Source organism: Desulfuromonadaceae bacterium, assembly GCA_019429445.1.
Classification (GTDB): Bacteria; Desulfobacterota; Desulfuromonadia; order Desulfuromonadales; family JAHYIW01; genus JAHYIW01.
In genome coordinates, this window is record JAHYIW010000011.1 from 1 (window position 1) to 12,853 (window position 12,853).

At 56.9% G+C, this 12,853-nt stretch carries 15 protein-coding genes and 1 pseudogene; 7 read left to right on the forward strand and 9 right to left on the reverse strand.

Annotation, left to right across the window (positions count from 1 at the left end; all coding sequences use genetic code 11):
- From K0A93_05625 to K0A93_05650, 6 genes and pseudogenes are all read left to right on the forward strand, one after another.
- Positions 1-197: hypothetical protein (locus tag K0A93_05625; GenBank protein MBW6511584.1), on the forward strand; the 197-nt coding region annotated here is incomplete at its 5' end.
- A gap of 140 nt (positions 198-337) precedes the next feature.
- A complete protein-coding gene (gene speB / locus K0A93_05630; GenBank protein MBW6511585.1) occupies positions 338-1,195 on the forward strand; it encodes an agmatinase in 858 nt (285 codons plus the stop codon).
- Positions 1,196-1,306: 111 nt separating this feature from the next.
- Complete coding sequence (locus K0A93_05635) at positions 1,307-1,867, forward strand: hypothetical protein (GenBank protein MBW6511586.1); 561 nt, start codon at positions 1,307-1,309, stop codon at positions 1,865-1,867.
- Between the two features lie 12 nt (positions 1,868-1,879).
- Positions 1,880-2,266, forward strand: a complete 387-nt coding sequence (locus tag K0A93_05640) for a pyridoxamine 5'-phosphate oxidase family protein (GenBank protein MBW6511587.1) — start codon at positions 1,880-1,882, stop codon at positions 2,264-2,266.
- Positions 2,267-2,379: 113 nt separating this feature from the next.
- Entirely contained in the window at positions 2,380-2,745 is a 366-nt protein-coding gene (locus K0A93_05645; GenBank protein MBW6511588.1) for a DUF1499 domain-containing protein, read from the forward strand.
- Between the two features lie 136 nt (positions 2,746-2,881).
- Positions 2,882-3,151: pseudogene (locus tag K0A93_05650) on the forward strand (transposase).
- Between the two features lie 37 nt (positions 3,152-3,188).
- Here K0A93_05650 and K0A93_05655 read toward each other — a convergent pair.
- Positions 3,189-3,371, reverse strand: a complete 183-nt coding sequence (locus K0A93_05655; GenBank protein ID MBW6511589.1) for a hypothetical protein — start codon at positions 3,369-3,371, stop codon at positions 3,189-3,191.
- 128 nt (positions 3,372-3,499) lie between these two features.
- Between K0A93_05655 and K0A93_05660 the strand changes: the two genes are divergently transcribed.
- Positions 3,500-3,874 (forward strand): hypothetical protein, encoded by a 375-nt coding sequence (locus tag K0A93_05660; GenBank protein ID MBW6511590.1) that lies wholly within the window; start codon positions 3,500-3,502, stop codon positions 3,872-3,874.
- A gap of 16 nt (positions 3,875-3,890) precedes the next feature.
- Here the strand turns inward: K0A93_05660 and nuoB are convergent, their stop codons facing one another.
- Genes nuoB through K0A93_05700 form a run of 8 tightly spaced genes read right to left on the reverse strand, consistent with a single transcriptional unit; the run spans position 3,891 to position 12,827 of the window.
- Positions 3,891-4,400 (reverse strand): NADH-quinone oxidoreductase subunit NuoB, encoded by a 510-nt coding sequence (gene nuoB / locus K0A93_05665; GenBank protein ID MBW6511591.1) that lies wholly within the window; start codon positions 4,398-4,400, stop codon positions 3,891-3,893.
- Positions 4,401-4,420: 20 nt separating this feature from the next.
- Entirely contained in the window at positions 4,421-6,025 is a 1,605-nt protein-coding gene (locus K0A93_05670) for an NADH-quinone oxidoreductase subunit C (protein ID MBW6511592.1), read from the reverse strand.
- On the reverse strand, positions 6,022-7,488 hold the full coding sequence (locus tag K0A93_05675) for a hydrogenase 4 subunit F (protein MBW6511593.1): 1,467 nt from the start codon (positions 7,486-7,488) through the stop codon (positions 6,022-6,024). The genes K0A93_05670 and K0A93_05675 overlap by 4 nt, the downstream gene beginning before the upstream one ends.
- A complete protein-coding gene (locus tag K0A93_05680) occupies positions 7,485-8,162 on the reverse strand; it encodes a formate hydrogenlyase (GenBank protein MBW6511594.1) in 678 nt (225 codons plus the stop codon). The genes K0A93_05675 and K0A93_05680 overlap by 4 nt, the downstream gene beginning before the upstream one ends.
- Positions 8,163-8,164: 2 nt before the next feature.
- Positions 8,165-9,109 carry an NADH-quinone oxidoreductase subunit H gene (locus tag K0A93_05685; protein ID MBW6511595.1) on the reverse strand — a complete coding sequence of 315 codons (945 nt, stop codon included), beginning with the start codon at positions 9,107-9,109 and terminating at the stop codon, positions 8,165-8,167.
- Entirely contained in the window at positions 9,106-11,112 is a 2,007-nt protein-coding gene (gene hyfB, locus K0A93_05690) for a hydrogenase 4 subunit B (protein ID MBW6511596.1), read from the reverse strand. The genes K0A93_05685 and hyfB overlap by 4 nt, the downstream gene beginning before the upstream one ends.
- 49 nt (positions 11,113-11,161) lie before the next feature.
- Positions 11,162-12,052: an ATP-binding protein gene (locus K0A93_05695; GenBank protein ID MBW6511597.1), complete on the reverse strand. Its 891-nt coding sequence runs from the start codon at positions 12,050-12,052 to the stop codon at positions 11,162-11,164.
- Positions 12,053-12,074: 22 nt separating this feature from the next.
- A complete protein-coding gene (locus K0A93_05700) occupies positions 12,075-12,827 on the reverse strand; it encodes a hydrogenase (protein ID MBW6511598.1) in 753 nt (250 codons plus the stop codon).
- Between the last annotated feature and the right edge of the window lie 26 nt (positions 12,828-12,853).

Genomic DNA, 12,853 nt, shown 5'->3' on the forward strand with positions numbered 1-12,853 from the left:
ATCTCGGTTTTTTTCATACCGGCGCTTATCAGGATTCTATCAGTGGGTACGGAGGTATAAAGCATTGCCTGATCCCTGCTCCCAAACATGTGATTATTGACAGGGACGAAAAAGGGAACATTATCGATTATGTCTACCGGGAGGAGCAGTCGGCCCAGGATATGTTTAAAATACTGGGGTACAACAGGAAAGACTAATCGTTTTATTTTTTTTTGCACCATTGTAAATGGTTTAGCAACTGGATGTCAATGGATAATTTCCAATAGATAAACGGTACAAGAAGAGTTGTTGCCTGATCGGCGTTGTAATAACAGAACGACCAAAAGGATTTATAAAGATGGTTACATTCGGTGGAATAGAGAAGGAGCTGGCTACATTTGAAAATGCCAGCATGCTTCTACAATCGATCCCCTATGACGGCACGAGCACATGGGGGAAAGGAGCAGACAAGGGATTTGAGATGTTCCTGGAGGCTTCAGAGAACATGGAACTCTATGATATTGAAACCGATTCGGAGGTTTTCAAAAAGGGGATCCATATTTTACCACCTGTAACTGAGGCATCATCGCCCGAGGCTGTTTACAGGGCGGTACTGGCTAAGACCAGGGAGTTGCTGCGTAATGACAAGTACCTGACCTTTTTTGGAGGGGAACATTCAGTGAGTATCGGGATTATTGAAGCATTTCGTGAAAAATACAAAAACCTGACAGTTCTGCAGCTGGATGCGCATGCAGATCTGAGAAGCAGTTATGACGGTTCTCCCTATAACCATGCTTGTGCGGTACATTGGGCCAGTAAGAATACAAACCTAGTTCAGGTTGGTATCCGGAGCATGGACATATGCGAAAATGAGTTCATGAACCGGGAGAAGTGTTTTATGGCCCAAGAGATGCAGGCGAACCCTGACTGGATGGATCGTTCGCTGAATCTGATGACAGATGAGGTGTACCTTACCATTGATCTGGATGTATTTGATCCGTCGGTCATGCCGGCAACAGGAACACCCGAGCCCGGAGGAATGATGTGGTATGAAACACTGACTTATCTCAGGAGGGTTTTTGCTGAAAAAAGGGTCGTTGGGTTCGATATAGTGGAGTATGCACCTTTGCCGGGTTTACGCGCCCCCGGGTTCCTGGTGGCAAAGCTCTACTACAAATTATTGTCTTACCAATTCAGTAAGGCTTCTGGTCATTGACAAGATGAACGAATGCAGCAAATGTCATAGAAAAAACTTTTAGTATAGGGCAATAAGTCGCTTTCAAACTGAACGATATAATAGGAGATTAAAACAAAGGAGATTACATAGATGGAAAAAAAAGGAGCAATAAGCCGGTTTATCGAGGAGATTGCTGTGCCCCTGTTGCAGCTGCTGGACCACCGTTGGACAACGGGTAGCATCAGTATAGCCCGTGAACATCTGCTCTCCGATCAGCTGGAGAAACTGCTTAAAACCGAATTTTTAGCACCAACGAACACCGATCAGCCGCAGCTGCTGTTTCTGACCTTAAGCGGCGAACGTCACAAGCTCGGGCTGCTGCTGGCGGCAGCAGCCTTTAACAGCGCTGGCATCAACTGTATCTGGTTGAATGAAGAGCTGCCGCTCTCTGAAGTCCCCGGGCTTGCACATGAGCTGGGCGTTGCTGGCGTGGCCCTCTCGTTCAGTTCTCACTATCTGCCACGCCAGGCAAAGCAGGATTTAGGAAGTTTGCGCAAGCAGCTCGACCAGAAAATCAAACTGATTGCCGGCGGGCACGCGGTGCACCAGTTCACCAGTCTGCCCAACCTGCTGATCTGCACCGACTTGCAGCTGATACCACAGCTGGTTCGCAGACACTTCAACGATCCTCGGGTCACACCGAGCAACTGACAGGAGTTTTTTATGGATCTTAACGAATATTTTGCCAACCGGACTGGCACCGGAATTATCTCGACAGCCGACGCTAACGGCCGGGTGGACAGCGCTATCTATTCACGCCCCCATCTGCTGGCTGATGGCAGTCTGGCGATGATCATGCGCGAACGCTTGACGCACAAAAACCTGCAGGAAAACCCTTATGCCACCTACCTGTTTATCGAGTCAGGAGGAGGCTACCAGGGGGTGCGGCTGTTCCTGAAAAAGATTCGCGAAGATGAGAATCAGCAGTTAATCCAGCAGTTGACGCGACGCTCCCTGACGCCGGAAGAAGATCAGGCCAAGGGGCGCAAGTTTATGGTTTACTTTGCGGTGGAAAAGACGCTTAGCCTGATCGGTGGCGAGGAACTCTGATGACACAGGCGTTGCGTAGAGTGGACACGACACTGCTGCTGTTGTCCTGCCTGCTGCTTGCGGCCTGTAGTGGAGGAACATCGATGACCACACTTGGTCTCTACAATGATAAACTGGCGGCCTGTCCCAGTTCGCCCAATTGTGTCTCCAGTGACGCGGCAGAGACCGGACAGCAAATCGAGCCGTTGCGCTTGACAGTTTCAGCCGAAGACGCCTGGCAAGCCGCGCAAGCAGCCGTCGCGGCACTGCCGGGGACAAAAGTTACCCGCGTCGAAAACCACTATGTGCGGGCGGAATGTCGCAGCACAGTCTTTGGTTTTGTCGATGATCTGGAGCTGCATTTGCGCCCGGCAGAAAGACTGATTGCAATCCGCTCGGCCGCCCGGCTCGGCTACTTCGATTTCGGAGTCAACCGGAAACGGGTTGAAAAATTGCGTTCGGAACTGATCGCGCAAGGGGTGCTCGAGCAGCCGCGTTGAGGAAGATCAATCCTGCATTGACCTTTACCAGACGATAACCATGAGCAACAGCGTAGAACCGATCTTTATTGCCGGGGCAATCGGCTAAATATGGTGTCAGGTTTTCAACTTGGGGAGTTAACGGTAAACTATCATCATGCCACGTAAACCACGAATCCATTATCCCGGTGCCCTGTACCACGTCATATTGCGTGGTAACGATGGTGCGCCAATCTTTGCCGATGACCGGGACCGTTATCGATTCTTTCTTTTTTTGCAGGAGATTGTGGAGCGGCTTGGCTGCCACGTCTATGCTTCTTGTTTGATGGACAATCACCTCCATCTGGCGGTTCAGGTTGGCTCGGTTCCGCTGTCCAAAATCATGCAGATTCTTGCCTCGCGCTACACCCGGTGGTCAAACTGGCGGCAGGCTGTTCGGCGACAATTATCCTGTCCGGTCGGCGTCAATTAACTTGGCCGGTTGAGTGCCCCTCCATGTAAGCTCCTCCTTGAATTAAAAGGAGGCTGACTTGCCTGGTAAACACATCACTCAACGACAGGAGAGGCAGGTTCAGGCTGCGACCGATCTGGCGCCGCTTGAGATTTAGTTCGAAATGAAGACGCAGAACGTCTTTGATCTTGCGCATGGAGAACCTCTTTCTTGCCAAGGGTACACCTCCTGAAAAGTTAAAATCAGAAGGTGTATACCAGGTTACCCAGCGACGTTGCATGATTCCGAAACAAACCATCCACCGATTCCGACAGGTCAGCAAAATTGGACGAATTGCCGTCGGAATGGGTGGCCGAATTTAATCGGAACGGGTGGCCGAATTCAATCGGAACGGGTGGCCGAATTCAATCGGAACGGGTGGCCGAATTTAATCGGAACGGGTGGCCGAATTGGATCGGAACGGGTGGACGATTTGCGTCGGAATCAGTGGCGGAATTGGCTCGGAATACGCACATCCCCGCGCCCAAACTGGGGATCGCCTCTGCCGCCTGCGCTATTGGCGGCAGGCCGCTTGGTGGCAGCCCCGAAGTGAATAACGGCAGCGGCGGCCTGCTGCCGGTCGACCAGCACGTCCCCGGTTGTCCGCCCCATCCCCACACGAGGCTGGATGGACTTATCCGGTTACCCGGTCGCCGTTGAGTAGCGGGTCGCCAGATTAGCGTTTTTGCAAGAGGTCAAGCAGGCCCTGTAAAAGCTGAAGGGGGGTCGGGGGACAGCCCGGGATAACGGCGTCGACCGGGATGACATTTTCGAGCGCGCCGCAACTGGCGTATGAGACGCCGAATTCGCCGCCGTCTGCCGCACAGTCGCCCATGCCGACCACCAGCTTGGGGGCCGGCGTCGCGGCATAGGTTCGTAGCAGGGCGGCCTGCATGTGGCGTGAGACGGGGCCGGTGACCAGCAGCAGATCGGCATGGCGCGGTGAGGCGACAAAATGGATACCGAAGCGCTCAATGTCGTAAAAGCTGTTATTCACGGCGTGCATCTCCAGTTCACAACCGTTGCAGCTGCCGGCATCAACCATGCGGATCGCCAGCGATCCGGAAAACTTACGCGCGATCTCTTTTTGGCAAGCCACACCCAAGCGGGCGACCTGCTGATCCCGTGGCGCCAAAGGTTCAGTCAGGCGACCGGTTTTGCGGATTTTATTGAAGATGCGAAACATGGTTTAGAACTCCAATTTTTCTACAAATCATGCCCCGAGTATGAACCGTTGACCGATTTGTTGCAGACCGGGAAATCGGGCACAATCACCCCGTCCATCATCTCTTCCAGCGCCAGCCAGTTGATCGCACTGGGATCACGGGGGAAGTAGCGTAACACCTTTCCTGCTGCATCCAGTCTCACGTACGCAACGGTTTCACCGCGCCAGCCTTCGACCAGCCCCAGGCCCTGTACCTCGCGTCCTGGAGCGGAACACAAAACAGATAAATCGCCACTCGGCAGTTTGCCCAGCAGTTCCTCGATCAGCCCCAGCGCGACCAGAATTTCGTCGCCGCGAACCCGCACCCGGCGGGCCACATCCCCGTCAAGATAGGCCGGAACTTCGACCTTCAGATCGTCGTAAGGCGGATAAGGCGCGTCGCGGCGCAGGTCATATTGATGATTGCTGGCGCGACCGACATAGCCGAGGATGCCGAGCAGGGTGGCCTTTACGGGGGAAAGCAAACCGGTATCGCGCAAACGATCCTGCAGGGAGGGATATTCGAGCAACAGCGGCATCAGCTCGACAACCTCGGTACGCAGGGTTGCACAGGCCGCGAGCTGTAGTCGAATCTGTGCGGCAGTGAGATCGCTGGCCACCCCGCCGGGGACAAGATAATCCATCATCAACCGATGGCCGAAACACTCTTCACTGTTGCGTTGCCACAATTCGCGCAGCCGGGTCATCTGAACCTGGGCGAAGGCGAAACCGACATCGTTGCCAACCGCACCGATATCTCCCAAGTGATTGGCGATCCGTTCGCGCTCGCAGGCAATGGCGCGTAAGGCACTGGCGCGCGGCGGCGGGTCGATCCCTAAGGCCAGCTCGGCGGCCTGGCACGCGGCCCAGCTGTGCGCGACCGTGCTGTCACCTGAGACGCGCGCTGCGAGGCGGATCAGCGCCGACAGGTTGCGCCCGACGGCAATCTTTTCGATCCCCTTATGCACATAGCCCAGATGTTCTTCGAGGCGCAGGATGGTTTCGCCGACCGCTTGGAAACGGAAATGCCCCGGTTCGATGATCCCGGCATGAACCGGTCCGACCGGGATCTCGTAGACTCCAACGCCAGCGGTGGCGATGAAGGGGTATGCGCAGTCGGGTGGCGTCTGTTCAGCGGGATGCCCGGCGCACGGGAACTCGACTCGCAACGGAAAATCTCCCTCGGCCCAGGCCTGATGGCGCAACCAGCGGCGCGGGTCCGGGTGACCCTGCACTTGAACGCCCAGCATATCTTGCAGGACTCGTTCGGGGCGCGCCGCCGCAGCAAAAAAAGGGGTTTGGGCAGGGAGTTGCGGATCATCTTCGGCGATTTCGGTTTGCAATAGCAGATGCCCATCGCCACCGGCAAAGAGGCTGAAAATCTGGATATGCGGTGGGCGATGCTCACCCCAACAGGCCGAAAAGCGCAGTTTTTCATCGCGTGCCAGTTTGGCGGCCTTACCCCAGTCACAACGGGCAATGCTCAGGTTGATGCAGCCGGGGTGCACGGCCGGAAGCTCGGTTCCGGACAGCCTGATAGCTTGCAGCGCGGTTGCGAATTCAGCGGTCTTGCCGCTGGGGATCAGCGCAGGTTGACGTTTGCTCATAGCACCCCCTTGCCGACTACCATGATCGTTGCCTGATTCAGCCAGTCGACGAGCACCCCGGGGATGGAGATGCCGAGGAGTAACACCAGGAGGAGATGAAGAATAACTGGCCACATGTTGGCCGGTACCGCGACCTGACCGGCGGGGGGCTCACCGAAGACCATCGGCTGGATGTGGCGAAAAAGCCCGGTGAAGGCGATTACCAAACCACTGAGCAAGGGGATGACCAGCCAGGGCCAGCTCTTCATGGTAGCGGTGAAGAGTAGAAACTCGCTGGTAAAGACACCGAAGGGAGGGAACCCGGCGATCGCTACGGTTGCGATCAGCAAACACCAACCGACGAGCGGCTGGGTTTTGATCAGCCCGCGGATACTCGCGATGTTCTGGGTGCCGGCGATATGGGCGGCATGGCCAACGGTGACGAAGATCGAGGATTTGGTCAAGGAATGCACGATCATATGCAGCAAAGCGCCGAAGGTTGCCAGTGGGCCACCGATGCCAAAGGCGAAGGTCATCAGCCCCATGTGTTCGATAGAAGAATAAGCGTACATCCGTTTCACGTCGCGCTGGTGGTGCAACAGCAGACTGGCGACGGTAAAGGAGAGCAGGCCGAAGCCCATCATCATCTGACCCGCCAGCTGATTGCCCAGCGCCGGGTCGACGATCATTTTGAAGCGCACCACCGCATAGAGCGCGATATTCAGCAGCAACCCGGAAAGGATTGCCGACATCGGCGTCGGCCCTTCGGAGTGGGCGTCGGGTAGCCAGTTGTGCAGCGGAACCAGCCCGACCTTGGTGCCGTAACCGACCAGCAAGAAGGCAAAGGCGATGGTCAGCACCGCCGGTTCCAACTCGCTGGCGTGTTCATGAAGGACGCTCCAGAGCAGGGTCTCGTCGCTTTCAGGAAATATTTTCTCGGCGGCGAAGTAGATCAACACCGTACCGAAGAGCGCCTGAGCGATACCGACACCGCAGAGGATGAAGTATTTCCAGCCCGCCTCGATCGCTTCCGGGGTGCGGTAGAGCGAGACCAGTAGCACCGTGGCCAGGGTTGCGCCCTCGATGGAGACCCAGAGAATGCCGAGATTATTGGTCGAGAGCGCCAGCAGCATGGTAAACAAAAAGCCCTGAAACATCGCATGGTAGAGGCGCATACGTCCATCATCGACCCGACCAATCTTGACTTCGTGCGCCATGTAGGGCCCTGAAAAAATCGAGGTCGTCAAGCCGACAAAGGCGTTCAGCAGAATCAGGTAGACATTGAAGGCGTCGACATAGAACAGCTTGCCCGAGCTGAGTAGCGGGCCATGCTCAAAGATGTTGACTGCCAGTTGCAGCGCGGCGACAAAGGTGGCGAGGCAGAAAAGACTATTGAGCAGACCGGCGTTGCGCCAATGGCCGATCAGTGCCAGCAACAGGGTGCCGATCAGTGGCAGCAACAGGCAGAGGGAGAGTGCACTCATTTATCCACCTCGGTCAGGCGATTGAGGTGATCGACATTGAGCGAGCCGATGCCGGAACGGATCTGAAAAAAGAAGATGCCGAAGAGGATCGCGGCGACCAGCACATCGAAGGCCACGCCAAGCTCAACCACCATCGGCATGCCGTAGGTTGAAACGACGGCGGCAAAGAAGAGCCCGTTTTCCATCGACATGAAGCCGATCACCTGGGCTACCGCCTTGCGCCGGGTAATGATCATCAGCATGCCGATGAGGATGACCGCCAGCGATATCGCAATGGTATTGCGTGTCGAGAGGAGGGATAGCTCGCGGATCGGCAGTACCACGTAGTAACTGAACAGGGTCAGGGCCCCGGCGGCAATCATGATCAGGGAGGCTCCACCGACCGTTTCAACTTCGCGGCGAATGTCGAGGCGCACCACCAGACGACGCAATTGCCAGGGGATGAAGAAGACCTTCAGCCCGAGGGTCAGCCCGGCCGAGATAAACAGATGATGGCGCCCAGAACTGGAAGCCATCAGGACGGTTGCGGCAAACAGTAGCGCGCCCTGCCAAGCAAAGGTGTGAATCAGGCTGACTATGCGCGACTGCGCCAGCAGCAGGAATGAGGTAAACAGAATCAGTGCCGCCAGGGTCAGAATCAGTTGTTCGCTCAGACTTAAGGCTTCAATTCCCATGCTCAGCGCACCTCCAGAATGATATGGCTCAACATCCCGAGCAGTGACAGGATAAAAGCCAGCCCGAGGAGTTGCGGCACACGAAACAGGCGCATCTTGGCCAGACCGGTTTCCGCGACAGCCAACGCCAGCCCAAGAAGCAGGAGTTTCACAATCATGATGATGGCGGCAAAGGCGAGTGCAGCCGGGGTGAGAGTGATTGCGACGCCCCAGGGGAAAAACAGATTAACCAGCAGAACCGCATAGAGCATCAACTTGAGCATGGCGCTCCATTCCATCAGCGCCAGATGTCGCCCACAATATTCAAGGATCATCGCTTCATGGATCATGGTCAATTCCAGGTGGGTGGCCGGATTATCAACCGGAATGCGCCCGGTTTCGGCCATCGCCACCAGCACCAGGCCCATGGCGGCGAAGATGAAGGAGGGGTAGAGCTGAAACGGGCGCAGCAGCAGGGTGCTGATCACGCTCGAAAGATTGGTACTCGAAACACTCATCGCCAGGGTGAAAACCGCCAGCAGCATGGCCGGCTCGGCCAGCGAGGAGATAGTCACTTCGCGCGACGAGCCCATGCCGCCGAAGGCGGTGCCGATGTCCATGCCGGCCAACGAGAGAAAGAAGCGACCGAGGGCAAAAAGTCCAACCAGTACAATGACATCGGCCAGCGCCGAAGTCGGCAGTCCGACGGCAACCAGCGGCACGACCGAGCAGGCGATCGCGGTAACACTGAAAACGATATAGGGCGCCAGGCGGAAGATCGGCGAGGCATTTTGCGGCAGGACAATCTCCTTGCCGAAGAGTTTTTTTAGGTCGCGGTAGGGCTGCCAGGGTGGTGCGCCACGGCGGTTCTGCAACTTGCACTTGCTCCACTTGACCCAGCCGCTGAAGAATGGCGCCGCGCCGATAAAGACCAGGGTCTGCACTATGGCCAGCAGCCAGCCGTTCATACCAGCACCCACAGGATAAAGATCAGGGTGAAGAAGGAGTAGGTCAGGTAAACGCGGATATTCCCCCCCTGAATCAAGGCCGTGCGTTTGGCGGCGGTCAGCACCAATCTGCCGAGGGGCAGGTAGATCTTCTGCCAGGCCCAGTCGCCGATGTGCAGCAGATAGCGCTGCGGCTGCAGGTCGGATGCAGGCTCAAGCTGCTCCTTGATCGGCCAGGCGGGGCCAAAGATCCGCCGGATCGGCATGCTGAAGGCGGTCGCCGTGTACTGCGTACGTTCGTTCAGCGCACCGAACCCGCAATCCCAGGGTTCTCCACGCCGGAGCGATTGGCGTCTGCGCTGAGGATGAAACCCGAGCCAGACCAGGATCCAGGCCAGACCTAGCCCCAGCAGCACCATCGGTGCACCGTACGAAGCGGTCTCTGATGCGATCGGGGTCAGCCATAACCAGCCGTGGGCGGTCGCCTCGGGCAGTGCTTCGCCGAGCAGGCTCTGTGAAATCACACTCAGTGCGCCGATGGTCCAGGTCGGCAGCACGCCGAACAGCAGGCAGCAGGCGGCCAGGACGATCTGGGCAAACGTCATCCCGAAGCTGACTTCATGCGCTTGTACGGCTTCGGCGTTGCGCGGCAGGCCGAGGAAGATGACGCCGAACACCTTGACAAAGCAGGCAGCCGCGAGTGCGCCGGTCAAGGCGAGCGCTGCCGCTGCGACCGGGATCAGGGAACCGAGCACACCACTTTCAAGCACCGGCCCCTGCAAGGCCGCCTGAAAGGTCAACCACTCCGAAACAAAGCCGTTAAAGGGCGGCAGCGCCGAGATGCTGATGCAGCCGATCAGGAAGCAGCTGGCGGTGACCGGCATACGGTGAATCAGTCCCCCCATCTGTTCCATATCGTGTTGACGGCTCTGCTGCAGCACGGCGCCGGCGCCGAGGAAAAGCAAGCTTTTGAACAGGGCATGGTTCAGACAATGATAGAGTGCCGCGACCAGGCCGAGCGCCGCCAGGGCCAGATGACCGGTGCCGGCGAAGATCATCGAGAGTCCGAGTCCGATATAGATGATGCCGATGTTTTCGACGCTGTGATAGGCGAGCAAACGCTTGAGATCATGCTGCATCAGCGCGTAAAGAACTCCCAAAAGTGCCGACGCGGCTCCGATGAGCAGAACCAGCACTCCCCAGGTCCAGTGAATTTCGCCCAAAAGATCATAGGTGAAACGAATAAAGCCGTAGATCGCCACCTTGAGCATGACCCCGGACATCAGCGCCGAAATGTGTGAGGGCGCCACCGGGTGCGCCTGGGGCAACCAGACATGCAAGGGGACGATCCCCGCTTTCATGCCGAAACCGACAAAGGCCAGTAAAAATGCGATGGTCTGCCAATTCGAAGAGAGCTGCGCCGTCGCCATGGCCGTGAAACTGAAATCGCTGCCGAAACCGGCCAGAACGCCATAGCCGAGCAGGATACACAGTCCGCCAACCTGGGCCATCAGCAGATAAAGGAAGGCCGCGTTGCGATTTTCGAGCTTGTAGTGCTGGTAAGAAACCAGAAAGTAGCTGGAAACGGACATCAGTTCCCAACTGAACATAAAGGAGAAAGCATCCGCGGCAAGCAGCAACAGGAACATGCTGGTGACAAACAACCCGGTAAAGATGGTCAGTGGCGCGAGGGGGAGCCCCTCTTTTTCAAATTCGTAGGTATATCCTGGACCATAGCAGGCTGCAACCGCCGTGACCAGCCCAACAATTGCGAGGAAAAAACCGGCGAGGGAATCAAGCTGAATGTGAGCCTGCAGCCAGGGCAGACCGACGGGCAGGACTTCAGACAGGGGGGCAGGATGCAGGAGCGCCATGGCCCCTGCGCCAGCGGCGGTCAGACCTGCCAACCCCAGAAGACTGAACGCCAGGGTTTTTGAGAGCTGCGGCCGGCGCTTCAAAAGAGGCGGAAGGAGAGCTGAGAACAGCGCCAAGATGATAGCAATTTTAGCAATAAACAGTGGCATAACTGGATCCTCGCATTTGGAGCCGAATCAAGTCAAGGGAAAGAAGAGACTAATTGTTGGCCCGCAATAACAACTCCTTCCCCACCCACAGGCGGGCAAACTGCATGGCGGTGCGACCGCAACACTTGCTTTTTTCATACGACCAGGCAATCGCCGCCTGCTCGACGTCACGGGTGAACGCGACCTGAAGCTGATGTTCGCGGCAGAGAATGTCGATGCACTGCTGCACCACCAGCAGATATTGTTTCTGGGAAAAGACATGGAACGCCACCCAGAGGCCGAAACGGTCGGAGAGGGAGATTTTTTCCTCGACGGCTTCACCGTGATGGATTTCATTGTTGACCATCTTCGCGCCGAGGTTGTCGGTCTCGTGTTCGGGGAGCAGGTGGCGACGATTGGAGGTGACGTAGATGAGGACATTTTTCGGGGTCGCGTAGACCGACCCGTCAAGCGCACTTTTGAGAATTTTGTAACTTTTTTCGCCGATTTCAAAAGACAGATCATCGCAAAAGATGATGAAGTGATAGGGGAGTGCCCTGATCTGAATGAAGATATCGGGAAGGGACGGCAGGTCGTCCTTGTCGAGCTGAATAATGCGCAACCCGTGGCCGACATAGGCGTTGAGCAGGGCGCGGATCAGCGATGACTTGCCGGTGCCGCGTGATCCCCAGAGGAGGATGTTGTTGGCCGGATACCCTTGCAGAAACTGACGGGTATTTTCCTCGACGGTCTGTTTCTGCTGGTCGATCCCGAGAAGTTCATCGAGGTGGATCGTATCCTCGGCGGGCAGCGGTTCAAAATAACCGGACAGGGCGTGCTGTCGCCAGTTGGCCGCCGCGCAGTGCGCCCAGTCAAGCAAGGATACCGGGCGGGGGAGCACCATTTCCGCCGCCGTCAATACCCGCCGCAATTGGTCGATCAGGTCTTTATCAAAAGGCATAATGGGTTCTCCTTGGTCAGTTTTAAAGTTGCCCGAGCAGACGCAACAGGCCGTCGAGTGCCGTATAGGGATGGGGCGGGCAGCCGGGGATGTAGAGGTCAACCGGGAGCAGGTCACCGATGCCGTTGTTCACCTCGGGGCTGTCGCAAAGCGGCCCCCCACCGATGGCGCAGGCTCCGGAGGCGATCACCAGTTTGGGCGCGGGGATGGCGGCATAGGTCTCCAGCAACGCACTCCTCATGTTCTTGGTCACAGGACCGGTGATCAGGATGCCATCGGCATGGCGTGGTGAGGCGACGAACTGGATGCCGAAACGGCCCAGGTCGTAAACCAGGGTGCCGAGCACGTTGAGGTCGGCTTCACAGGCATTACAACCACCGGCACAGACCTGGCGCAGCTTGAGGGATCGACCGAACAGGCGCTTCATCTGACCATCGAGAGCGCTGGCTAACTGGTGCCCCTCGGCGCTGGCCAACAGGCCTTCCCGCGTGCGGGAAGCGAGGCGATAGTCACTACTGAAATGGATCGCGCCATGCGGGCAGACCGGGCAGTCGGCGCAGAACAGACAACGTCCCAAATCGAGCTGGGGTTTGCCACCTTTCAGCTCTACCGCCCCATAGGGGCAGGCACTCAGGCATTCGGTGCAACCGCTCTGGCAGCGATTGGGATCGATCAGCGGCGCGCCGCGGAATCGTTCGGGTAGCACCGGTTCCTCTTTCGGAAACTTGCCGGTCCGATGGCCTTGGCGCAGGCGTTCGGGAATAATTTTAAGCACAGGAACACTCCTTGCCCTTTGAAGTC

Coding starts and splice junctions, on each gene's coding strand:
- K0A93_05670 (MBW6511592.1), bottom strand. CDS start 6,025: ATGAGCAAACGTCAACCTGCGCTGATCCCCAGCGGCAAGACCGCTGAA.
- K0A93_05675 (MBW6511593.1), bottom strand. CDS start 7,488: ATGAGTGCACTCTCCCTCTGCCTGTTGCTGCCACTGATCGGCACCCTG.
- nuoB (MBW6511591.1), bottom strand. CDS start 4,400: ATGTTTCGCATCTTCAATAAAATCCGCAAAACCGGTCGCCTGACTGAA.
- K0A93_05655 (MBW6511589.1), bottom strand. CDS start 3,371: ATGCGCAAGATCAAAGACGTTCTGCGTCTTCATTTCGAACTAAATCTC.
- K0A93_05695 (MBW6511597.1), bottom strand. CDS start 12,052: ATGCCTTTTGATAAAGACCTGATCGACCAATTGCGGCGGGTATTGACG.
- speB (MBW6511585.1), top strand. CDS start 338: ATGGTTACATTCGGTGGAATAGAGAAGGAGCTGGCTACATTTGAAAAT.
- K0A93_05680 (MBW6511594.1), bottom strand. CDS start 8,162: ATGGGAATTGAAGCCTTAAGTCTGAGCGAACAACTGATTCTGACCCTG.
- K0A93_05640 (MBW6511587.1), top strand. CDS start 1,880: ATGGATCTTAACGAATATTTTGCCAACCGGACTGGCACCGGAATTATC.
- K0A93_05685 (MBW6511595.1), bottom strand. CDS start 9,109: ATGAACGGCTGGCTGCTGGCCATAGTGCAGACCCTGGTCTTTATCGGC.
- hyfB (MBW6511596.1), bottom strand. CDS start 11,112: ATGCCACTGTTTATTGCTAAAATTGCTATCATCTTGGCGCTGTTCTCA.
- K0A93_05635 (MBW6511586.1), top strand. CDS start 1,307: ATGGAAAAAAAAGGAGCAATAAGCCGGTTTATCGAGGAGATTGCTGTG.